Source organism: Paenibacillus sp. P4_A7, from assembly GCF_056402455.1.
Genome location: NZ_JBFUHJ010000063.1, coordinates 1 through 22,461, shown reverse-complemented (window position 1 = coordinate 22,461; position 22,461 = coordinate 1). Strand labels below are relative to the sequence as shown.

Here is a 22,461-nt window from a genome sequence, read left to right as displayed (position 1 = left end):
ATACAAGGCAGCAAAAAAAAAGCCCACTCTAATCCGGAGTGGGCTTCATTATGATTAGTTATTCTTTTACTGCAGCACGGAAATGATACACCTTGCTCGCATAATCGCCATTAAACTGCGGTGTTGCAAGTCCTGCAAATAACAGTTCATCGCCGCCATATACAGTACCTTCCCCATCAAGCTTGTAATCACGCTGCGGATCAAGACCCTTCAAACGGAAACGATTGAGCCTTGGATGAGGCTCCTGAAGAACCGATACAAAGACGACAAACGCTTCGCTCTTGTCTTTGGATACGAACATCCAAGCTGTTTCATTCCCCTCGAACGGGCTCAGCAAACGATAGAAATCACCAAACTGCACAAGAGGACGTACGTCCTTATACATAGCAACCTGTGCTTTTACGGCTTCCTTTTCCTCTTCAGTAAATACAGTAAGGTCGAGCTCATAGCCAAAGTTGCCGGATAAAGCTACATTGCCGCGAGTCTCCAAGGATGTAACGCGACCAACCTGATGATTTGGAACGGCTGAAACATGTGCTCCCATCGAGCTAACCGGATAAACAATACTCGTCCCATATTGAATCTTCAAACGCGATACCGCATCTGAGTTATCGCTTGTCCATGTCTGCGGCATGTAATAAAGCATACCTGGATCGAAGCGGCCTCCACCTCCGGAACAGCTCTCGAACAAAATGTCTGGAAATGCAGAAGTAATTTTCTCAAGCACTTCATACAATCCGAGCATATAACGATGTGCTGTTTCTCGTTGACGTTCAGACGGCAACAGAGCAGATCCGATCTCCGTCATGTTGCGGTTCATATCCCATTTCACATAGGTGATAGGCGCACTCGATAAGATGTCGGAAACCGTTTTCACAATGTATTTGCGAACGTCAGCACGTGACAAGTCGAGAACCAATTGATTTCTTGCCTGTGTCCGTCTCCGGTCTTCTACATGCAAGCACCAATCAGGATGCGCTTGATATAATTCGCTCTTAGGTGATATCATTTCTGGCTCAAACCATAGTCCAAACTGCATATCAAGTCTCTTAACGCGGCTAACTAAATCCTCTAAACCATTTGGCAGCTTATCGCGGTCGACAAACCAATCCCCTAGTGAGGTCGTGTCATCGTCGCGCTTGCCGAACCAGCCATCATCCAGCACGAACAGCTCAATACCAAGCTCCTTGCCTGCGCTCGCGATAGCTTCAATTTTATCAGCGTTGAAGTTAAAGTAAGTTGCCTCCCAGTTGTTAACGAGGATAGGCCGTGTCTGATCACGGAACTTGCCACGAATCAACCGTGAACGATATAAATCATGGAAGCTGCGGGACATACCGCCAAGGCCGTGCTCCGAATGCACCATAACCGCTTCCGGCGTTTGGAATTGCTCACCTGGCTCCAGTCTCCAGTTAAAATCAAACGGATTAATACCCATGAACAATCTTGCAGAATGGAATTGATCTACCTCTACACCAGCTGTGAAATTACCGCTATACACGAGGCTAACACCGTATACATCACCCTGATCCTCGCTTGCGCCTTCCGACAGCAGTGCAAGGAACGGATTTTGTACATGGCTGCTTGAACCACGGCGACTCTCAATGGATTGTAAGCCTGGCACTAATTTACGTGTATGCACATGCCGTTCACGCGTCCATGATCCGGATAGCTGCAGCATTTCAAAACGGTCATGAACAAAATCAAGGCTTAGACTGAGCGCTCTTTGGAGCTGCATAGTTTGCGCACCGTTATTGACTATTTTGGCAGAACGGGTAATGGCATTATAGTCTTCAAAAACGGTATAAGAAAGAATTACCGCTATTCCTGTTAGCTCATCCTTTAACGTTAATTCTAAGGTTTGCGCTTCATCATCGCTCTCTGTATAAACAGAAGGCAGCCCATCCAAAGCTGACTTCCCGTTAAAAATACGATGGGATTCATAACGCAGATCTGTTATTGTCGATCCATTCGGCTGCAAAATCTGATAAGCAGGCTGTCGAAAATCCGAATTGCCATAGCTTGGGTATTCTTGCGGAAGGGTATCAAGCGAAAGTTCCCGATGATCCAGCTCTGTGCTCGGACTGAAGGACGCGCGCTCCTGCAGCTCTAGCAAACGCTTCAGCTGCGTTCCTCGTATTTTTTTACCCCAATATAAATGTGCTGCATAGCCTGTTTCCGTTACATGTATCACATAACTCGTATCCTTCGACTGTAAATGAAAAATCGAATTTTGTTGATCATATAGAATAGACAAATTATATCCCTCCAGAATAGGTTTTATAGCCTCATATTTTTTATAAGTCGCTACCGCAGCTTTCCCTGATAATTAATGTCGTGTTCACCGTAATATGAATGGCTGCTTCCCGTCCTTCAATTCTCTCCAATAGCAACTGTACAGCTGTTCTTCCCATTAGCTCCGTATGAACTCGAACCGTTGTTAACGGCGGGTTTAAGAAAGCTGATATTTCGATATCATCGAAGCCGACAATTGCCATATCCTCTGGCACTCTAACGCCTTGCTCATGCAAAGCTCTCAAAGCCCCAACCGCCATAGGGTCACTTCCAATAAAGCAAGCAGTTGGCCGCTTATCCAGCTTCAGCAGCCGATTCATCGACTCATACCCGCCATTGGAAGACCAGTCCGTTTGAAGAATAAATTCCTCTTCATATAGACTGCTTTCGCTCAGAAGCTGTTTAACCCATGCTCTTCTAGGCTCAATTGCTTCAGCATCTGTTTGCTCTCCAATAATCCGATGAACGTACTCCCTACCCCCAATGTAGCCTATTGACTTATGACCTAGCGCTCTAAGATGTGAAATAACAGCTTTCGTCGCTTGTTCAAATTGGAGCTTCACGGTATCAAACTCATCCAACTCATGATTGTGATTTACAAAGACGAGTAAATGCTTATGCGGGTAGAGTTGAAAGACATCTTCCGCATCAATTGAGCCGACTACAATTAGACCATCCAACTCATGCAAATGCTGAAGCTCCGGACGATTATTGCCTCGAAGCACTTTGAAAATGCTAATGCCTAATTCATCACACCGCTTCTCAATCCCTTTGCGTATAGCTAAAAAATAGGGATCTTCATGTTCATCCTCAGGCGTCGAGCACATTAATAAGCCAATTCTTTGTCTGGACAGTTGTTCTTCTTGCTTCATTCTTCTTAATCGAGACGGTTTATATTGCAAATGCTCAGCAATGCTAAATATACGTGTTCGTGTATCCTCACTGACCGCCAGTGTTACATCATTGTTCAGCACTCTTGATACGGTAGCAGCTGATACACCCGCTTCTTGCGCAATTTGTTTAATGGTTGCCATCACACGCTCCGTGTTCAGTTAATAAATTTACTAAATATAAATTACATAATAACAGACGATAACATCATATACAAGTAACGTTGTATATGGGGTATCTAACAAAAGAAGACCGCCCTAGTCAACCTTAGGACGGTCTTGCTATATCATTACCTATACTTGGTTTTTCTTATCCTTTTGCTGCTTATTTCCGTTTTCTTCCCCATAACGCTTGGAATCCTCTAAGCGCTGTGGACGCTTGCCCTTGCCGCCATGCAGCTTATAGAGCTCCTCACGCAATTGCTCGGAAGTTTTGCCTTCCGTCTTAATGCCGTGCTCCTCAGCAACCTTACGTAAATGCTCAAGACGCTTAGCCTGATGCTCCGCCTTAAAAGCTTCCCACTTATCCTTATTCGCTATTTTCGCGGCTTCTACTTCCTTCTTCAACTGCTGAGCGGACTTACCGTCCGTACTAATCCCGAAATAGGTAGCCATTTCCTTCAACTTGTTCAAACGATACGCTTCAAAATCCTTATGTGTCATTTGTCCCTTATGATGCTTATGCTCATGTGTGCCGTCACCATCAGCTTGCTTGAATGGTTGATCCTGCTTTTCATTGGGCAACACGGCTACAGATTTCGCAGCCCATACCGGAGCTACCGAGAACAAAACAACCAGCGCTAAAGCCGGGATAAACCATTTTTTAATCATTAGCTGCCACACCCTTCTATCGCTATCGTGATGTCGAGGCTTTAATAACCCCATCTGGATTATTTTGCCCATGCATATACACGAATAGACATAGAAGCAGCAATTTTCGACATTCCGCTTTCACACAGTTCAGCCTTTTACTACGTCGGCTTTCTCCAATAATTCGAGCTCACTCAGCAGCCATTCCTTAGAGAAATGCTCCCCGATAAATACAGCTACATCATTCACATGCCCCTGTGGATCGATCCGCATAAAGTCAGATTCTTTGTACGCATATTGAAACAAATAGCGACTGGGTGTGTCCTCGAACGTTACAATCCCTTTTGCACGGTATATATTGCTTGGAAGCCGCTGCAGCAACGCCTCGAAAGCTTCACTGTTTACTGGCTTCTTCCAGTAATGAGTGACAACCATAACATGATCATGTGAATGGTGATGAGAAGTAATATGACTATGTTCCGAATGATCGCTTGCCTGGTGGTCTACTTTTTCTGCTGCATCGAGCCAGCTCCAATCATCGATGACGCAGCGAACCGTCGCGATTACTGTAGCATGCTCATTCAACTCCCGAATCTGCTGTTGTGCTTCTACTAGCTGCTCCGGATCCAGTTTATCCACTTTATTCAGCAACAGGATTGTGCCGCAGCGAATTTGCTCCTGCATCAGCTTGAAGGTACGACCTTTGCCACTACGACTTCGCTCCAGCAGTTCAGGTCCATCGACTACTGTTATTACGGAGCGAAGATCAATGGACTTGTACATCGCTGCTTCCGTTACACCCTCTAAGGTTTCCATCGGATTTGCAGCACCCGTCGATTCAATAAATATGACATCAGGCTTATGCTCTGCAATGAGATTATTAAGCTCTATCCCCAGATCCCCACGCATCGTACAGCAAATACAACCGCTTAGCATTTCTGCCATTGGCACTTCTTCGCCAACTAATTGCCCGTCTAAATTGATATCGCCCAGCTCGTTCATAATAACCACCGGCTTCAAACCTTGCGCTTTGTAATAATCAAGCATTCTTGTCAACAGTGTTGTCTTCCCGCTGCCTAGAAATCCTGAGAGCAGATGTATGGGGATTCCTTGTTTTCTACTATTCGTCATGGGTTCTCCTGCTTGTACATTTATTTTATAGTGTAGTCCATTTATTATATCGTAATTATGCAAAACCTCCAGAGCTCAGGCATCTGGAGGTTTTATCACTTTTCAGTTAGTGGATACGCATGAATGCTGATTTACAAGTAAGCTCCGTCGACTACCAACAAATCGTACGGGATATAATTACAAGCAGTATGAAAAGAACCAATATAATGCCAAGGCCTGTAAATGCTCCGCCAACTGCGGGACCACAGCTTGCGCCTGCAACCGGATAAGAAGGACCGCAGTTTCCTGCGCCTACTCCTGCTACTCCATAGCTCATTTGTTCATCTCCTTTTTCTTAAGGTACAGTATCCTATGTAGGAGGAACAAAAGCGTATAGGCGAATTGAAAATATGTGCTCCTGCTCATTTTTCGGCTCAGCCCACACCACTCTAGAGTATTCGGTATATACCAGCTATCTTAACGAGGTCTGTCAACCTTCATGATGTCTAGAAACGGTATCTTTGTAATAGTTCCCATATAAGCAACATGAACCTTCTTCGTTCTTGAGTCCAGCTCTGTAATGACACCTCTAACCTTTTCCTCTGCTGCCCAAACCGTTAGCAGCAGCTCGCTGCCTTCCTGTTTGGCCTCAACTAATCTTTCACCAAGCTCTTCTAATTCAAACTCATCTCTTGTGGGTCTCTTTGGTCCTTTGGCCATGTCCGCCGCCTCCTTATCAATTGAAAAATGGCTCCGCAATGGGAGCCATTTTCTGATCGCTTCTAACGTATTGGTAACTCATTATAACATGCCACATGGTTACATCATACTTCTTGAACCAAAAATCAAGGATCACCATTTTCTAACTGGAGACCACATGAAGAAGAAGTCTTTGTTCGCATAAAACAAGTAATTATAGTAGAATGGGTCGATGCTACCCTATACGATTAAGAGGTGTTCAAATGTCTATTAGCTTCACTACATCCATCATCACGCGTTTAAACAGAGAAATAGCTGATGCTCAAAAGAAAAGTGCGGATGATAAGAGAAAGAAAGAGAAATCACTCGCTAAAATTAAACAACTGCAAAAAAATATTAAAGTGAGCAGCTCTCCAAGTGATTTAAGCAGCAAACTAACCCAAATCAATAAATTAAACGAAGAAGTAACGAGAATTGATCGTTCTCAAGCAGATCTAAGCAAACTATTACTTATTAAAAAAGCAGAGCTTGAAAAGTATAAGTCCAAGGATTCTACTTCTTAATTGTTTAAGTCGGTCTGAAGCAGCGTTACCTTGCTCTCCAGACCGACTTAATCTCAGAGATTGACGCCTAACCAAGCGCCGCGAGAGTCGCGGAAAGATCCAATTGTCCTGATGCTACGCCATCGATCACTTCAGCAAACATATCCACCATTAATAGGAATAAATTGATGACTTCTAGCACTTCATTCTTATTTAAGATCGTACTGCCAGAAGCACACCACACATACCGATAATAGAGTTCTCCATCCTCGCGTATACTGTAATGACCAATTGCTAGATGACAGTTAATAGCTAGCAGCAGCTTTTCTACACTCTCAAGGTTCCCTTCTTTCCACCTTACTGGTACCTTTGCATAGATTTGCAGCAACCTCACATGCTCTAACCCCTGCTCAGACGATGAAGGAATAAAGCTGAAGGTCAGGTATCGGTCACGCTGCTGACTGTCTAGGGTTAAGGGAACAAGCAGCACTCCGATCGGCACATCGGTGGATGGTTCGATTAAATCCGATTGTAGTCCTGCCTCTTTTAAATATTGCTTCAAAAACCCCAGCTCAGCCAAATCTCTCGCCTGCGTAATTTTATTTACTAGCATCGTAGAACAGATGGCTGCATAAAATCATATTTAAAATCAATTGGCTTATTGCAAAATATAAAGTAGAATTATGACCAATACAGCTTATAAATCATCCTAATTATATGTATCTAAAGGAGGTCCTTCAAATGGCATTTTGTACGAATTGTGGAGTTGCTCATCAAGAGGGTATGAACTTTTGCGGAAACTGCGGTTTGAAAATAGATGCAACGAAAAGCGGGCATGAATCGGCTCCTGCTGCTGCATCATCACCAGCCGAACGTTCAACTCATGAAGAGGTTGTTCTATGGGAAGGTAAGCCAAGCGGTATATCCGATCGCATCAAAGAAGCCGCTCATGTAAATACAACGACATACAAGGTTACGAATCAACGAATAATTGTACGATCCGGTTTGATTGGCAAAAAAGTCGAAGAAATTGAACTCTTAGGTGTAAAGGATATTTCAGTCGAACAATCTCTGGGTGACCGATTATTAGGTGTTGGATCCATAACGATTCTATCACTAGACAAAACGAATCCCGTTTTAGTACTCGACGATGTGAAGGATGTTCAGGAAGTGAAGGACATTATCCGTCATGCTGTTAGAGAAGAGAAAGCAGCTCAAAACACTACTTACCGTGAAAATATATAAAAGACCCTATGAAACATAGAAGACGAGTTCCGTAAGGGAGCTCGTCTTCTTGTTTACATACGATATAACTTCCTCTTGAAACTAGGAATCAATTAGCCCATACTTCGTTTTGATCCGATCCAATTTTTCAATCATAGGCCGAGTTAGAACAAACAAGAAGAATACAGTAGCAATAGCATGCACCATATCAAACCAAAAACCTGAAATATAAGTTGCAAGCAATGCTTTCCAGGAAAACTGTGTTGTAAACATTAGTAGTGAACCCATATTAATTATACCACCGTATATTAAAAAAGTTGCTAAGCCCCCAAACACACATAAAGAAAGCTTCGTCTTCTTGAGCAGTCCTTTTTTAAATAAAATTCCTGCGAGAAAACCAATAATGCCGAAGCAGAACATTTGCCATGGCGTCCACGGTCCTTGACCAAAGAAAAAGTTAGATACAAATCCCGCGACTGCTCCTACAAGAAAACCCGCTTCCGCGCCGAAGCTCACACCTGCAATTATTACAATGGCTACAACCGGTTTAAACTGCGGCAGCATGAAAAAAGCTCCGCGTCCGGCCACAGCAATAGATGCTAACACCGCAATAACGATCAACTCTCTTGCCTGCGGCTTTCGTTTTTCGAATACAAGTGCAAAAGGGATCATCGTATAAAGAACAATTAATAAGCTAATAAAATAATATTTCCGATCATCTAAAACAAAAACACCTAGTATAATTGTAGCCGGGATAACAAGGAGAATAAGCACTGCGGCTAATAAGGTTCTGCGACTCAATCGTTGGCTTGCTACCTGCTTTGTTGACATAGCTCAATCACACCCTCTATTGTTACGCCTTCACTCCATATGTGACGCACCATACGGTTTGCTGCAGTCGTATAAAAGCTATTTCCCGCGAAAAACTTATTTGTTGTATTCGTAGTGATTATGCTTCCATCAAAGAACATGGAACACAATTCTCCATACTTGGCACAAAACTCAATATCATGTGAAACCATCACAATCGTAACGCCATCCGCATTCAGCTTTTTCAGAAATATAGCGAGCTTTTCCTTAAAGAAACCATCCAATCCTTTAGTTGGTTCATCGAGCAGCAATATTCTCGGCTCTAATAAAAGCACTTTTGCAAGTGCCGCTCGCTGCTGCTCTCCTCCACTAAGGTCATATGGATGCATGGAAAGTACGTGTTCGAGCTCAACAAATTTAACCATGGTCGCAATTTTCTCTGCTTTTTGTTCCTTAGTCAGTTTTAGGTGGGACAGCATTTCGTATAAATCCTGCTCTACTGTTTTTTTCACAAATAACGTTTGTGGATTTTGAGGGAGTATTCTTAAGTTATTAGTGAACAGCTCTTTCGCATTCATTTTTGCAGGATTTTTACCGCCGATTTGAATCTTCCCTCTGTAGGGCTGAAGGATTCCGCTAATAAGAGATAAGGTAGATGTCTTGCCCGTGCCATTACCACCAACTATGCAATAAAACTGCCCTTCTTTCACTTCAAACGACAAATCCTTAATGATATCTGGCCCGCTCTTCTCATATTTAAACCATACATCTTTGAATTTTATGGAGACAGAATCAGATGACGATGTTTTCGTTGTTTCCGTGGTCTCGACCATCTTTGCCGCCGTTTTATTATTAAGGAATGTATTAAGCCATTGACGCCCTTCCTTCACCGTAACGGGACAGTGAAGTTCATTGTCCACTCCTCCATAAATTTGCATAGGAGAAGGCATCGAACGATACATAGGATGCTTCATATAGCTTAATAATTCACCAACTTTCTGTGGTGAATCATCTACAAGAATCTGGCCTGAATCCATCACAATTAAACGATCAGATATGGGCAGAATCTCCTCAAGACGATGCTCAGACATAATAATCGTAGTGCCTAGATCTCGATTTATTTTTTTCACCGTTTCCAAAAAATCTGCTGCCGCTATCGGATCTAATTGAGAGGTTGGCTCATCAAGAATTAATACGGAAGGATGCATAGCCATTATGGAGGCCAAATTCAGAAGCTGCTTCTGACCACCAGAAAGCTCTGTTACACTCTTATGAAACCAGGTATGTATGCCAAAAAAACTGGCCATCTCCGCTACACGCAATCGTATGGTTTTATTATCATATCCTAGGCTCTCCAGACCGAACGCAAGCTCATGCCATACCTTGTCTGTTACGATCTGATTGTCAGGGTTCTGAAGCACGAATCCGATTTCCGATGCTTGTGCACGCTGATCCATTTCTTCAATTGGCTGACCGCTAAAATATATAGTTCCACTGCGCTTGCCATGAGGCGTAAGGATGGATTTCAGTTGTCTAAGCAGAGTGCTCTTACCACAGCCCGACTTTCCACATATCGTAACAAACTCTCCGCTCTCTATTGTCAGACTTATATGGGAGAGAGTCTCTATCTCTTTCGCAGGAAAAGTAAAGGTTAGATCTTTGATTTCATATAAGTCCATTTTATTTCCTCCACCAAATTGATGATCACAGGTATCATACATAAAACAAAATAAGCTATGTACACGACTATACTAAAAGATGTAATCTCGTTCATTTTAATAGAAGGGAAAAAACGGATCGTGTTTTCCGCCATCGCAGCACCAATTAAAATCATCGTGATTAATGCCACCATGCTTATGAATACTCGTCTATCCCGGTTATCAAATCGAAATAGGTTATAGCTCGTACGGTTAGGCAGCCCATATCCTCTTGATTTCATAGAGTCGGCCGTTTCAATTGCATTTTCCAGTGCCCATGTGGTCATAATCGAGATAATGGTCATCCCATTCCGAGCTCTTGCGAGTATGTTGCCCTGTGATACATCTCTTCCTATACACTTTTGAGCATTGGAGATTACCTTGATTTGCGTCATGTATCTGGGTACGAAACGTAGCACCATCGAAAAGATCAAAGATAATGCGGGTATTATTTTACCGAAAATATATATAAACTTATCCGAAGTCATTACGGCGTTATAACAGGAGAACCATACGATAACCGTCACAAACATAGCTGCTGCTGCAATGCCATAAAGGATCGATTCTAGCGTAATGGGGTTGCCATTTTTCAAATAGAATAGAATCGTTACACCAGCATGGTTAAAAGCAGGGTTCATAATGGCCATGACCAAGAGCAGCGGCATCATATAGAGGAGATTAAATATAACAGCTCTTCTACCCCTCAACATGGTCGAATAGACCATCGCACTGATGATAGCTATGATTTGAAAGATAGGATGCATAAAGAACATACTAAACAAGATGATGACAACAAAATAAGTGAAATTAACAATCGGATGATAAGTATAGAAATGATCCTTCATTATTTCCCTTCTCCTGTTGCAGCCGTATCCCCGCCTATATCTCGACCTAAATCACAAGTATATACCCATGCCACGACATCACCGTCTTTCAGAACATAACGACTGCTTCCATAGTTTGGAAACCACCCATTTACCTTGTACATCCAACCGCTAAGCTCACCACAGTCAAATTCATAAATATTATTAATGCCCTCAATATAATTACTGTTATAAATAGGCGTCATTTCAAATTCCATATGAATTTTATTTTTCTTCATCTCTCTTAGTAATACATCAAATACAGACTCTCCCTCATAAAAGGTTACTTTCTGCTCCTTATAGATAATTCCGTCAGCCGGCAATACTTCAAGCTTATCCTCATTAAATTGATCCATATTATCTAGTATCGTTTTAGCGGTTACTGACAATGTAATCGTCAATTCCTCGTTCTTGTTTATCTTGGCATCCTGCCATTCAACAGGCTTAGGCTTACCCTCAGGCACAGGATCGGTAAGATACTTATCTTTCTTAGCCTTATCTGGTTCCTTATCATTAATTACCGGTTCGCTGGATGGAGCAGGCTTCGTTGTTGGTTTCGTTGTTGCTTTATCCTCAACCTTCGGAGGAGTTGTTTTTTCAGGCAGCTTGGATTCAGCCTCATCCGACTCTTCCGCTTTAACCGTTGGTTTTTCTGTTGCTGTTACTTTATCTGCATCTTCTGGTTTATCGGACTTTAATGACTCGTTTGTCTTCGTATCTATCTGATTGCTGGTTTCATCCTGCTCATGCACATTTGGGGATTCAGAAGAAGCTATCTCTTTTATAGTACTTTTTGTTTCTTCAGAGTTACCTTCAGCATGCTTCATCGTCGAGCTCTTCGGATAATTTCCACCCCAAAAGAATGCGATAGCCAATATCGACACAACGACTATAGCTGTCAACCATTTTTTGTTATTCATTGGCTTGCTCCCACCTTAAATAACGAAGCAAGGGTAGACACGCTACCCTTGCTAAGTTCTCTAAATGAATTGCTATTTTACATCTGTCATGTCGTAAAGACGGTTATGTTTGTTAATAGACCTATCATAGGCTACAAGTGCATACATTGCCTGATCTGTAGCCATAAGATCAACCTCTCCCGGTTTGGCGCCGCCATTATCTGTACCGCCTGACTTGATATGGTAGAACCCTCCACTCGGAACAGCAAACCCCAGCAATGCATCAACAACTGAGTTTCCATTTTTGATAAATCTCGCATCACGGTCTGGATCGATGCCAAGGCTCGTTAACGCTACAATAACCTGAGCAATGCTCTCAGAGTTAATGGAACCACCGCTTGAATAGCCGCCATCCGATTTCTGCGCTTTTGACAGCCATTCTACTCCACGATCCACAGCTGCTTTTACATTTTTGTCTGTCTGATAGTAGGGTGAAAGCCCTTGAATGACCATTCCTGTAATATCCGGATCCGGTTCAGCAGCCTTTTCACCTAGTGCCCATCCCCCGCCGACTATCTCTCTTTTCAAAATGAAATCAACTAACATCTGCCGTGTCGTCTGTGTCGTAACACCTTCATCTATTGGAATTTCATAATGATTACTGTCCAACGCAATAAGTGCAAAGATCGGTCCATTAATACCTTGCTTGATTACCATATTAAAATCAGCCAGAGGCTTTAATAAGTTATATCCAGCTACATTATCAACTTTTTTTCCAATTGAGGTTAGTGCTAAAATAACTCTATCGTATTCTGTATATTTCACATTATGCAGCTTACCTGACTTTTCCTTCAGTGTTTTCTCTACATTCKCGTAATATTTGGCATAGTATTCATCAGGAACCTTTACTTCAGAGCGTGCCAGTCCAAATACAGTCCACTCACCGCCAACACTAGCTATAACTGGATCAGTCACGGATTTTTGCATAAAAGCTGCTGTGTTTTTAATAAGATTTTTAACCGCTGCGTTCTCTACCTGACCTGTTTGATTATCGTCTTTACCCGTTCCATTCTTATAATCATAGGCTCTCATAGCAACAACTACAGCCATTTCTCTTGTTACAACAGCTTTTGGCTTGAATTGGTTGCCACTGCCCTCCATTAATTGAACGGCAACAATAGTCTCCACATCTGCTTTAGCCCARGCGGATACCGCCTTGCTGTCTTTCATTGGAGTCGTAAGCTTGGCAGGTTCAATACCTAGAGCTCTTGCAATGGTTACAGCCATTTGCTCGCGCGTAATATTGTCATTTGGATTAAATTTATTATTAAATCCTGTGATTAATCCTGCTTGATGAGCTGCATTAACATAAGGGTAGAACCAATCCTCCTTAGCAACATCCGTAAAGCTACTAGCATTGCTTGACTGCGTAGGAAGCCCTAAAACAGAAACTAATATTTTTATGAATTCTGCTTTCGTTATCGTGGACTTAGGATTAAATTTGCCTCCGTTGCCTTGGATAAATGTTTTTTTCGTCGCCTCGCTAACCTCTTTATAAGCCCATGCGGAGATTAAGTCGGTGTCTGAATACACTTTTTTCAAATCAAATGTCGTTTCCGTCTCTTTAGGGCTTACCGTATAAGAAACATAGGTTGTAAAATGATTGGTTTTGATGATTAAATCATTGCCCTTAACAAAAGCGTAGGCGATCTTCTCATTGCCTTTGGTAGCCTCTATGGCTAGTTCCTCAGATTCATAAATGATAAGAGGTGTAAATTTATTGCCTTCAATAAAACCTGGTAGCTGCCCTTTTCCACCCTTAACAATTATGCTAAGCGGCTTATCGAATAAAACTGAGCTAGTCGTATTGCCCATAATAAAAGCATGATTTATTTTATCGAGCTTGTCTTTACTGCCAAGGCTAGCCTGGATAGACTCTTGTAATTTTGAATCTTTTGGATCAATCGATGTAATGAGCTCTATGTTAGGATTATTCGTTTTTAACTTTGTACCCTTTTCGAAAATAACCGAAATATCGCCTTTTGTAGCTGTAATCATCGGAATATCGTCTGCGACATCCTCTAAATTAAGGATTACCTTATGTTTCACATCAGGAATATTGATTGTAATATTGTCGGTATCTTTCATTTCTTTGGTTATGTTCTTGACATAATCTGATTGAATATCGTTTGGAACATCTATTACAGGTTTTTTATCGTTCGGATCAACAGAACCATTTGACGTTGAATCCTCCCAATCTTTAGGTACGTTTAAGTCTGTTCCTAGATTAGTCGTATAACGCCATTGGAGTCGATCACCAGCTTTTAGGATATACTTGCTTGCCCCATAGTTGGGGTACCAATTATTCACATTGAACATCCATCCACTGCCGCTACCATGGTCAAATTCCCCATCGCCAGCTATGGATTGAACATAAACACTCCCGTATTTTTCAGTCCAAACGTATTCATAGCTAATATTGCGACTATTAAGTTCTCTCTGTAATACTGACCATGCTGTGTCACCGGGTTGCAGCTCCACACTAACAGTTGCTACAACATCTCCCTTGTTGATAGTTTTCTTGTCTACTGATAGGGTGACATATTGTTTAGGCTGAGGATTGGTTCCCCCTCCATTGCCAGGTGGGTCTGGTGTTTCAGTTGGCGGATCAGGTGTTTCTATTGGTGGTTCCGGTGTTACTATTTGTACATCCGTCATATCATATAAACGTTTTTTTCCATTTATAAATCGATCATAGGCTATAAGAGCATAGGTACCTTGGTCAGTAGCCATACCATCTACTTTCCCTGTCAAAGTATGTTTAAAGCCACCTTCTGGTACAGCAAAGGATAATAAGGCATCTATAAGCGATTTTCCGTTTTTGATAAACCTTGAGTCTGTATGCGGATCTATTTCCAATCCGGCTAAAGCAACAACTACTTGTGCAATACTTTCGCTGCTTGTGCTGCCCCAGCTTGTAAAACCACCTTCAATATTCTGAGTTCGCGATAACCAGCTAACTGCTCGATCTACCGCTGCCTTTACTTCATTATTTGATTCATAATAGGGTGCAAGTCCTTGGATCGCCATTGCCGTTATATCGGTATCTGCATTAGTAACGCCTAATGCCCACCCACCAGCATTCTCAGTTCCCTTCTTAACTTCTCTATCTAAAATATAACGAATAAGCTCATCTCTTGACGTTTGTTTAACTACCCCTTCTACTAGAGGGATTTCGTAGTTGTGACTATCCAGTGCTATAAGAGCAAAGATAGGCCCATTAATACCTTGTTTAGTAACAAAATCGAAATCAGCAAGCGCGTTTCTTATATCATAATCGGCAACATTTCTAATATCCTTGCCAATTGAAGAGAGTCCCAAAATTAATCTGGAATGCTCTGTACCTTTAGTCTTGTCCAACTTGCCGTTATACTTAGACATTAATTCTTTTACTTTATTGACAACATTCTTGTAATAAGTATCATAATAGCTATTTGAAACGGGGTAATTCCCTCTAGCTAAGGATAGGACAGACCATTCACCGCCGCCTGTTCCAAATGTAGGATTGTCTACTGTTTTATGAATATAAGCGAGGTTTAGATCTAACTGCTTTTTCACTAAGATGGCAGAGCTCTCTTTGTATAGGATTACAAAATTTTTCTCAGCTTTATTTCCTGCTCCGTCCACTGCGGTTACAGTTATGTTATTTTCCCCAGTATTTAGAGTAACTTTATACTCTCCATTAGTTCCAGATATTACTACACCATTCAACTTAACTTCTGGAGTTACTTCCTTATAAACATTGTCTGTTACGGAAACATTAAAACTTATATCACTTTCTGATACTTGTTCTTTATCGTGTAGGTCCTCTATTATTAGAACTGGCTTTTCTGTATCATTGGCATTTGCTAATGCATAATTGAGATTTGTTAGTGCCTGATCAACGACGGCCTGAGGACTCTCGATGTTTTCAAGCGCTTCGTAAGCTTGAACATATGCCGTTTTTACTGCAGCATTTGAAAGAATGATGTCTTTATTTGAATCACTATTTATTTGACCTATTGCAGCTGTTAAAGCGTCCTTATTGGCAAGCTTAACATCCCCCCACTTATTTCCAAGGTCGATACCATAGCCATAAACAGTAAACTGCGTTCGAATAACGTCACCATTGTTAGGGGAATAATCTGAGAATCCATAATCAAGAAAATCATTGTTTACAGCATACATCCAACCTGACATACCCGTATAATCAAATTCTCCAAGCCATTCTTCATTATTTTTTGATCCCACAGTTACTCCATCAATTGACATCATACTCAGAATATACGGTGGAACATTCAAACTACTTGTATCATTATCCTTAATTTTAGACAAATAAAAAGCACTATCTATACTACCCGAATTTTGATAATTACMCTCGCCTAAAAAACGCGTGAATATATCAGCACCATTATCACCTGCATAATACGGGACTTTTACGGGTTCCCTATAATAACCTTGCCCCAAAGTGAATTTTTCAACTGAAATGGTTACATACCCCTCAGGTGATGAAGCTGTTCCATCAGCATATGACACAGTCAGATTCGTTGAAAACATCGACAAGAATATAGTTACTACAAGCAGCCAAGCTATAAATCTATTTTTCCTCATCCGTATCATCTCCCATTTCTTCATTCACATTAAAATCTCATCACTCCACAAAACAAAAAAAACCTCTTAACTGTAGTAGTTAAGAGGTTTAATAGAGTGGACAGCTAAAAAAAGCATGCACTAATAAACACCTTCCTATCCATCGTAGAGTTAAGGTTCGAACGAAACAGGCAGGTATTCTGGCTCAAGTATCATCACCCTTACAGCCTTCCCAGTTTCCCAGTGGCATCTTGCAAGGACTCCTCTTATACAGCGGCGGGACCGCGTGGGATTTTCACCCACTTCCCTTTTAACCAATCCTATGGTTTGATTCATCAAACCATAATTGGCACCTGTTTCTCATATTAAATTTTCTTGCTCATCATATCTAATAAATCTTCATTTGTCATGCTAAATTTACGAGATGAGTTTCAATCCAACTGCTGCACCTAATACCACAGCTATAAAAATAACTCTTCTCCAATCTTTTGATTCACCATATAAATACATACCTAAAATTGCACCTCCTGAAGCACCAATTCCAGTCCAAATGGCATAAGTTGTCCCCATAGGGAGAGTTTTCATAGCATAAGCAAGAAATAGAAAACTTGCTCCAAATCCGGCAATTAACAGAGCAAAGGATTGCCAATTACGATCTTTGTGCATTTTATTAATCATAGCTACGCCAAACATTTCAAATAGCCCAGCTAGTATTAAAGATATCCACGCCATTAGGACTCAGCTCCTTCCTGAACCTTGTCTTTAGTAACTAACTTCAAGCCCACGACACCAGCTAGTAGGATAAGAATCAAAATTATTTTACCTACTTTAAATGGTTCTCCAAAAAATATAATCTCTGAAAAAACAGTCCCCGCCGTACCTAATCCTACAAAGACGGCATATACCGTCCCTACAGGAAGCTTTCGTCCCGCCATAATCATTAAATAGAAGCTGACGATGATAGAAATCACCGTTCCTGTCCACGACCAAAAGTCATCTGCATGCTTCAAGCCTATAACCCAAAACACTTCAAAAAAAGCGGCAATAAATACTTTAATCCAGTTTCCATTCATTAAAAACACCTCCGATTTTATTATTACCAAAATAAAAAAAAAAGCCCAAGAGATAACTGTTATATAAACAGTTTCTCCCAGGCTTTTATCCCTCCGTGACACAGCATAGCTGTGAGTTTTCTCTCGGACCAGGCCAACCAATTTGTTGCGGAACCCTAGAAAACATTTTGTTATTCAATTATTTTAAATTATACATACTCATGAGATTTTTACAAGTCCAATAAATTGGTAATCAACCCTTTTATTTCTAACATCAAATCGAAAGCTCCATCCACACTTCCATAAGCGCATCAAGCTGTGACTGCATCTCTTCCCGTTCAAGCCATTTTGATTCAAGCTGGGCCGCATCACCAATTTGATCTAGATGCTGCAGCTCTTCATCCGAAATAGTCAGCCTCTCTTCAAGTGCAGCAATCTCAAGCTCCAACGTCTCAAGCTTACGCTCATTCGTGCGTGAAGGGAATTTGCTTTGAACCGTTTTCTCTTGTGGCCGCTGTCGATCTGCTTTACGCAATGTTCCACTCACCTGCAAGCCGTCCTTAGATGCTCGGTCTCTATAATGCTCCTTAAAATCATCATAATTACCGAGATATGTGGAAATCGATCCTTGCCTCAGCTCCCACACGCTCTTTGCTAGACGATTTATAAAATATCTGTCATGAGAAATCGCAAGTATCGTTCCTGGAAAATCCTCCAGCGCTTCCTCCAGTGCCTCGCGTGAAGTCATATCGAGATGATTTGTCGGTTCATCTAACAAAAGCAGGTTCGGCTTTTGCATGACAAGTAAGGCTAACCTCAAACGGGACCATTCTCCACCAGAGAGCATTTGCAGCGGCTTGAACACGTCAGTGCCATAGAATAAATATTTCGCCAGCACATTTCGCGCTTCGCCTTCCTCTAACTTCCCTTCCGATTTAAAAAATTCCAGTACTGAAAGCTTGTTATCCTTCACTGGCTCCTGCTGAGCTAAATAACCAATTTCCACACGCGAACCTAACTCCACTACACCTACATCCGGAGTAATCATGCCTTGAAGCAGCTTGAAAAGGGTAGTTTTACCTGAGCCGTTATCCCCTAATAGGACTACCTTCTCGCCATACAACAGATTGCCCTCTGCTCCATTCAAAATCATTTTCTCTCCGAATTTTTTCGTCACACCTTCGAATGTGATGACCTTACGACCTGAGCGATCGAGTGGATTGAGCTCAAAATCTGCCGATCTGCGCTCCATGACGGGACGTTTTACCGCCTCCAATTTCTCTAGAGCTTTTCGAATGGAAGCTGCTCTTTTGAAAAACTTCTCGTTTCCGCCAATGCCTCCCCATTCCTCCAGCTGACGAATCGTTTCTTTCATTTTTTTCATCACCTTTTGCTGCTCTTGAAACTGTGCGAATTGCTGCAGAAGACGCTCTTCCTTCTCCTTCAAATACCCGCTGTAGTTGGTGTAATACGTAAATGCCTCTCCGTCCTCTAGTTCGATCATTTTCGTACCAACGGAATCCAGAAAATAGCGGTCATGCGACACGATGACACATGCGCCTTCATATCGCTGAAGAAACTGCTCCAGCCACTCTATACCCTTGAGGTCCAAATGATTTGTCGGTTCATCCAATAAAAGTAAAGCTGGACGGACAACCAACTGGGATGCTAGAACAATTCTTGTCTTCTCCCCACCGGATAAACTTCCGAAATTTCGCTGATAATTGATTGGATCAATTTGCAAACCGCTCGCTACTTGATCTATAGCGGTATCCATCTCATAGCCGCCGCCTTGCTCGTATCGATCTTGTACTAACGCATATGTGTTGAGCAAACGCTCCAGCATTTCCGGATTTGCAGCCGCCTCAGTGCTCGACATCTGTTGTTCCAAGATCGACATTTCCTGCTTCGTGACTTTCAGTTGTCGAAATCCATAGGACAGCACCTCGTACACGCTCAGGTCCTCAAACTCAGCTGGAATTTGCGGCAAATAAMCGATTTGCAAATCCTTCTTGATCGTCAGCATACCCTCGTCTACCTGTTCATGACCCGCGATTAATCGTAGCAGTGTGGATTTCCCGCTTCCATTGCGGCCGATCAGTCCAACCTTCTCATCATCCTTAAGCTGCAGCGTTACACCGTCCAGAACAAGGTTTGCTGCATGGTATTTCTTTATATGTTGAACATTAACTATTATCATTTTAAAGGCCTCCTGTTAGATGAAGACCCTGACCTGAATACACAAGCGTAAACGGCTGTCGCCATCTTCTTCGGCAAAAGCATTCGTTTCGCGGAGATATATAAGCACATGTATAAGTGAATACTTATAAATTCTTATATATCAAAAAGAGCCGCAGCAACAAGCCTGCGACCCTTAGGATTGTAAAACGATCCGTTGTGGTTAAGGTAGGCGTCTTATCGCGAATGGTTCAAACGTATTATTATAATTGGACAGACTTATCCCGTTAACGGAAAATGTATGAACAATGCCAGCCATAGCAATCGGCAGCTGGCTAATACGGTTGTTGGCCATTTCGTGATTCACCTACCTCACCCCCTTCAAAATAATATTCTCAATGTAACATAAACCAAGGTGTCCTGGCAATGTCATCCTTATGTAAAAAATGAAGCAAGTACACGATTATAGTTCTACAACTCTGTCCTGCCCGGCTCCAAACCTCGTCATAAATAATTTCCCTTTGCTATAATCGATGGTTAAGATATCAAATGCGGTATCTGATTCTGTTCCCTTGATTCTTTCCGGAGCATCTTCAAAATCTTGATTGGTATATGCGTTGAGTGTGGAAATTAGATTAATTCCGTCTCTTCGAACCACTTGATCGAAATGAACATGTCCGAAGAAACAGGCTACTACACTCCCTTGACCTTGTCCCGAGTAATCAACATTGACAGAGGAAGCAAAGTCACCAGAAGTTGGCGCCGAACTGTACGACGTTCCGTTTTTATAACCTTTAATAATCTCCCACATTACTTCTCCGTTTGCAATATCATTATCTGCACCATATACACCTTCTTGCAGGATGGCTATATGCGAGAAGAAGATTACGCTCCATTTTTCCTTGTCCGGCTTACTACTAAAATCAAGCGCAGTATGAGCGACCCAATTAAGCTGTTTGTCCGAAAAAGCGTATTGCCACTGACCATTGTATTTAAGATTCCCGTTTTCTGTCTGCTGGTAAGGAATATCTATGCAATTCAAGATGATTACCCTTGTTTTCTTCGCCGGAATTTCATAATAGTAATACAAACCATGGACATTTCCCTTATCAAAGGAAACGGTTTCATTTAATCCACAGAAGAATTCCTCATATGCTTCCCCAGGAAAAATAACATTGTCTACACTATTTGGATGATTATGAAAATCATGTATCGTATTATCGTCATGGTTACCGATTACAGGAAGAATAGGGCATTTAGCTACAGCAAGTTCACTCATGATTTCTCTTTGCGATTGTAAGACATCCGATTTAACGCCATTCATGCTCATATCTCCGCCAGATACGATGCAATCTAGCGAAACCGATTCTGTTAGTTTTCGAACAACAGCTGCTGCTTGCAGCATGTTGCCGCCCACCTGATGATGAAGGTCTGTGATGAAAATTAAGTCTACGGTTTTCTCGTTCTGTAGGTTGCTAGCTCTCTCGATGACTTGTGGCAAAAGAGTTGATGCGTATTCTGGTAATACTTTTGACTCACGCAAAGTTTCTCATCCTTTCGATGGTTGTTATGAGGCTTTCATACTTTCTATAAACCATAATACAGGAAATGGCTCATTTGTCGATAATTATATAGGATTATGAAAAAGAGACTCCCTCAAGTTCTAGGAACTCGAGAGAAGCCTCTCATTTATTACGATATGATCATCTAATTCCGATTCGTTCCGTTTGAGTTGAACGCATCATTCTTGGCGATACTCCGTAACGGGTTTTGAAAGCCCGTTCGAAATAGGGCAAGGTGTTGAAGCCGGCTGCAAAGCAGATTTCCGTAATCGGCAGAGTAGTAGCACTGATTAGCGATTTGGCAAATTGGAGCCTCATGTCTCGTACATAAGCCTGAAAGGTGAACCCGGTCTGCTTGCTGAAGCATTCACTGAAATAATTAGCTGACAATCCCGCTAACCGAGCTACCTCATCTAACAGGAGCGGATCGCGGAAATGATACTGTAAATACAGCAGCGCCTTACGAATAGACGGATGAACCGGTACCCCCGCTTCCTCCATGACCACTTTCTCCGCAAGCGGACAGCTTCGGGACAAATCGATGAGCAGCCGTTCGATACAGCCCTTCACAATTATTCCGCTATGCTCGCGCCAACCCGCTGATTCTTTCAGAATTCGCTCATATTCACGCTCTGCCTCCGCATAATCTTCCTTTTCAAAGAGACAAATATATTGTTTCTTACGCTCGAACAATTGCTCCGCAAGCTCTTCTGATATCATTCTTTCGGTGAAAATAAGATTGTATAATCTAAGCGTCTGTCCGCGATCAGGTACGATCTGATGGAAATCTGCTGGTGTCAGTAAAAACGTATGGCCCGGCTCTAAACGTACCGGAATTCCGTTGAAGATATGCGTGCCCGTTCCCGACACAACAAGTCCCAGTTCGAAAAATTGATGCCAATGCGTATCGATCGTTGCGTCAAGGGCATGCTGATAAATACGAAAACTGGACAACGCATCCATATAATGATCGTTCAGCAGTCTTTCAGGTATATCACGAAACGTCATTGATGCGCCTCCCTGTTACATTCGAATTTTTCAAACAAACCTATGCAGACAATAATTTATACGTTAACAAAATTGTTACCCGCGATGTCCTTGCCACGGGCAAGCCAAGTCTTGAACCCTGCATTTTTCTCCGGAATGACCTGTGCCTCCGTAGAGAAATATCTCATTGTATATCCGCAGCGGCGGTGAGGGC

At 42.0% G+C, this 22,461-nt stretch carries 20 protein-coding genes and 2 riboswitches; of the genes, 2 read left to right on the top strand and 18 right to left on the bottom strand.

Annotated features, from left to right (window positions below; genetic code table 11):
- Positions 1-58: 58 nt before the first annotated feature.
- The 6 genes from AC1DWN_RS11565 to AC1DWN_RS11540 form a co-directional block, all read right to left on the bottom strand.
- Entirely contained in the window at positions 59-2,257 is a 2,199-nt protein-coding gene (locus tag AC1DWN_RS11565) for an alpha-galactosidase (protein WP_477559051.1), read from the bottom strand.
- 40 nt (positions 2,258-2,297) lie between these two features.
- The gene (locus tag AC1DWN_RS11560) at positions 2,298-3,329 is read right to left on the bottom strand and encodes a LacI family DNA-binding transcriptional regulator (RefSeq protein WP_477559050.1); all 1,032 of its coding nucleotides are present in this window, start codon (positions 3,327-3,329) and stop codon (positions 2,298-2,300) included.
- A 150-nt stretch (positions 3,330-3,479) separates the two neighbouring features.
- The gene (locus tag AC1DWN_RS11555) at positions 3,480-4,016 is read right to left on the bottom strand and encodes a hypothetical protein (RefSeq protein WP_477559049.1); all 537 of its coding nucleotides are present in this window, start codon (positions 4,014-4,016) and stop codon (positions 3,480-3,482) included.
- 129 nt (positions 4,017-4,145) lie between these two features.
- Complete coding sequence (locus AC1DWN_RS11550; protein WP_477559048.1) at positions 4,146-5,126, bottom strand: CobW family GTP-binding protein; 981 nt, start codon at positions 5,124-5,126, stop codon at positions 4,146-4,148.
- 151 nt (positions 5,127-5,277) lie between these two features.
- Complete coding sequence (locus AC1DWN_RS11545) at positions 5,278-5,442, bottom strand: hypothetical protein (protein WP_477559047.1); 165 nt, start codon at positions 5,440-5,442, stop codon at positions 5,278-5,280.
- Between the two features lie 140 nt (positions 5,443-5,582).
- Positions 5,583-5,825, bottom strand: coding sequence for a YolD-like family protein (locus AC1DWN_RS11540; RefSeq protein ID WP_477559046.1), 243 nt, complete (start codon positions 5,823-5,825; stop codon positions 5,583-5,585).
- A gap of 242 nt (positions 5,826-6,067) precedes the next feature.
- Between AC1DWN_RS11540 and AC1DWN_RS11535 the strand changes: the two genes are divergently transcribed.
- Positions 6,068-6,367 carry a hypothetical protein gene (locus AC1DWN_RS11535; RefSeq protein WP_477559045.1) on the top strand — a complete coding sequence of 100 codons (300 nt, stop codon included), beginning with the start codon at positions 6,068-6,070 and terminating at the stop codon, positions 6,365-6,367.
- 67 nt (positions 6,368-6,434) lie between these two features.
- Here the strand turns inward: AC1DWN_RS11535 and AC1DWN_RS11530 are convergent, their stop codons facing one another.
- Positions 6,435-6,959, bottom strand: coding sequence for a YbjN domain-containing protein (locus AC1DWN_RS11530; RefSeq protein ID WP_477559044.1), 525 nt, complete (start codon positions 6,957-6,959; stop codon positions 6,435-6,437).
- A 128-nt stretch (positions 6,960-7,087) separates the two neighbouring features.
- Between AC1DWN_RS11530 and AC1DWN_RS11525 the strand changes: the two genes are divergently transcribed.
- The gene (locus tag AC1DWN_RS11525; protein WP_477559043.1) at positions 7,088-7,591 is read left to right on the top strand and encodes a zinc ribbon domain-containing protein; all 504 of its coding nucleotides are present in this window, start codon (positions 7,088-7,090) and stop codon (positions 7,589-7,591) included.
- Between the two features lie 81 nt (positions 7,592-7,672).
- Here the strand turns inward: AC1DWN_RS11525 and AC1DWN_RS11520 are convergent, their stop codons facing one another.
- From AC1DWN_RS11520 to AC1DWN_RS11470, 11 genes are all read right to left on the bottom strand, one after another.
- Positions 7,673-8,401, bottom strand: coding sequence for an ECF transporter S component (locus tag AC1DWN_RS11520; RefSeq protein ID WP_477559042.1), 729 nt, complete (start codon positions 8,399-8,401; stop codon positions 7,673-7,675).
- The gene (locus tag AC1DWN_RS11515) at positions 8,383-10,059 is read right to left on the bottom strand and encodes an ABC transporter ATP-binding protein (protein ID WP_477559041.1); all 1,677 of its coding nucleotides are present in this window, start codon (positions 10,057-10,059) and stop codon (positions 8,383-8,385) included. The genes AC1DWN_RS11520 and AC1DWN_RS11515 overlap by 19 nt, the downstream gene beginning before the upstream one ends.
- Positions 10,032-10,922 carry an energy-coupling factor transporter transmembrane component T gene (locus tag AC1DWN_RS11510; RefSeq protein ID WP_477559040.1) on the bottom strand — a complete coding sequence of 297 codons (891 nt, stop codon included), beginning with the start codon at positions 10,920-10,922 and terminating at the stop codon, positions 10,032-10,034. The genes AC1DWN_RS11515 and AC1DWN_RS11510 overlap by 28 nt, the downstream gene beginning before the upstream one ends.
- Positions 10,922-11,860: a DUF4430 domain-containing protein gene (locus AC1DWN_RS11505; RefSeq protein WP_477559039.1), complete on the bottom strand. Its 939-nt coding sequence runs from the start codon at positions 11,858-11,860 to the stop codon at positions 10,922-10,924. Before AC1DWN_RS11505 ends, AC1DWN_RS11510 begins: the two co-directional genes overlap by 1 nt.
- A gap of 72 nt (positions 11,861-11,932) precedes the next feature.
- Positions 11,933-16,489 (bottom strand): S-layer homology domain-containing protein, encoded by a 4,557-nt coding sequence (locus AC1DWN_RS11500; protein WP_477559038.1) that lies wholly within the window; start codon positions 16,487-16,489, stop codon positions 11,933-11,935.
- A gap of 152 nt (positions 16,490-16,641) precedes the next feature.
- A riboswitch (cobalamin riboswitch) is annotated at positions 16,642-16,840 on the bottom strand.
- A 45-nt stretch (positions 16,841-16,885) separates the two neighbouring features.
- A complete protein-coding gene (locus AC1DWN_RS11495; protein WP_477559037.1) occupies positions 16,886-17,200 on the bottom strand; it encodes a DMT family transporter in 315 nt (104 codons plus the stop codon).
- On the bottom strand, positions 17,200-17,541 hold the full coding sequence (locus AC1DWN_RS11490; protein ID WP_477559036.1) for a DMT family transporter: 342 nt from the start codon (positions 17,539-17,541) through the stop codon (positions 17,200-17,202). Before AC1DWN_RS11490 ends, AC1DWN_RS11495 begins: the two co-directional genes overlap by 1 nt.
- A gap of 72 nt (positions 17,542-17,613) precedes the next feature.
- Positions 17,614-17,711: riboswitch (guanidine-I (ykkC/yxkD leader) on the bottom strand.
- A gap of 83 nt (positions 17,712-17,794) precedes the next feature.
- Entirely contained in the window at positions 17,795-19,720 is a 1,926-nt protein-coding gene (gene abc-f, locus AC1DWN_RS11485; RefSeq protein ID WP_477559035.1) for a ribosomal protection-like ABC-F family protein, read from the bottom strand.
- A gap of 201 nt (positions 19,721-19,921) precedes the next feature.
- A complete protein-coding gene (locus tag AC1DWN_RS11480; RefSeq protein ID WP_477559034.1) occupies positions 19,922-20,065 on the bottom strand; it encodes an RAxF-45 family protein in 144 nt (47 codons plus the stop codon).
- A 96-nt stretch (positions 20,066-20,161) separates the two neighbouring features.
- On the bottom strand, positions 20,162-21,241 hold the full coding sequence (locus tag AC1DWN_RS11475; RefSeq protein WP_477559033.1) for a metallophosphoesterase family protein: 1,080 nt from the start codon (positions 21,239-21,241) through the stop codon (positions 20,162-20,164).
- A gap of 160 nt (positions 21,242-21,401) precedes the next feature.
- On the bottom strand, positions 21,402-22,268 hold the full coding sequence (locus AC1DWN_RS11470) for a helix-turn-helix transcriptional regulator (protein ID WP_477559032.1): 867 nt from the start codon (positions 22,266-22,268) through the stop codon (positions 21,402-21,404).
- Positions 22,269-22,461: the final 193 nt, after the last annotated feature.

What these genes read in the sequence shown, in the direction of transcription:
- AC1DWN_RS11560 (WP_477559050.1), bottom strand. Translation starts at nt 3,329, where the DNA reads ATGGCAACCATTAAACAAATTGCGCAAGAAGCGGGTGTATCAGCTGCT.
- AC1DWN_RS11555 (WP_477559049.1), bottom strand. Translation starts at nt 4,016, where the DNA reads ATGATTAAAAAATGGTTTATCCCGGCTTTAGCGCTGGTTGTTTTGTTC.
- AC1DWN_RS11550 (WP_477559048.1), bottom strand. Translation starts at nt 5,126, where the DNA reads ATGACGAATAGTAGAAAACAAGGAATCCCCATACATCTGCTCTCAGGA.
- AC1DWN_RS11545 (WP_477559047.1), bottom strand. Translation starts at nt 5,442, where the DNA reads ATGAGCTATGGAGTAGCAGGAGTAGGCGCAGGAAACTGCGGTCCTTCT.
- AC1DWN_RS11540 (WP_477559046.1), bottom strand. Translation starts at nt 5,825, where the DNA reads ATGGCCAAAGGACCAAAGAGACCCACAAGAGATGAGTTTGAATTAGAA.
- AC1DWN_RS11535 (WP_477559045.1), top strand. Translation starts at nt 6,068, where the DNA reads ATGTCTATTAGCTTCACTACATCCATCATCACGCGTTTAAACAGAGAA.
- AC1DWN_RS11530 (WP_477559044.1), bottom strand. Translation starts at nt 6,959, where the DNA reads ATGCTAGTAAATAAAATTACGCAGGCGAGAGATTTGGCTGAGCTGGGG.
- AC1DWN_RS11525 (WP_477559043.1), top strand. Translation starts at nt 7,088, where the DNA reads ATGGCATTTTGTACGAATTGTGGAGTTGCTCATCAAGAGGGTATGAAC.
- AC1DWN_RS11520 (WP_477559042.1), bottom strand. Translation starts at nt 8,401, where the DNA reads ATGTCAACAAAGCAGGTAGCAAGCCAACGATTGAGTCGCAGAACCTTA.
- AC1DWN_RS11515 (WP_477559041.1), bottom strand. Translation starts at nt 10,059, where the DNA reads ATGGACTTATATGAAATCAAAGATCTAACCTTTACTTTTCCTGCGAAA.
- AC1DWN_RS11510 (WP_477559040.1), bottom strand. Translation starts at nt 10,922, where the DNA reads ATGAAGGATCATTTCTATACTTATCATCCGATTGTTAATTTCACTTAT.
- AC1DWN_RS11505 (WP_477559039.1), bottom strand. Translation starts at nt 11,860, where the DNA reads ATGAATAACAAAAAATGGTTGACAGCTATAGTCGTTGTGTCGATATTG.
- AC1DWN_RS11495 (WP_477559037.1), bottom strand. Translation starts at nt 17,200, where the DNA reads ATGGCGTGGATATCTTTAATACTAGCTGGGCTATTTGAAATGTTTGGC.
- AC1DWN_RS11490 (WP_477559036.1), bottom strand. Translation starts at nt 17,541, where the DNA reads ATGAATGGAAACTGGATTAAAGTATTTATTGCCGCTTTTTTTGAAGTG.
- AC1DWN_RS11470 (WP_477559032.1), bottom strand. Translation starts at nt 22,268, where the DNA reads ATGACGTTTCGTGATATACCTGAAAGACTGCTGAACGATCATTATATG.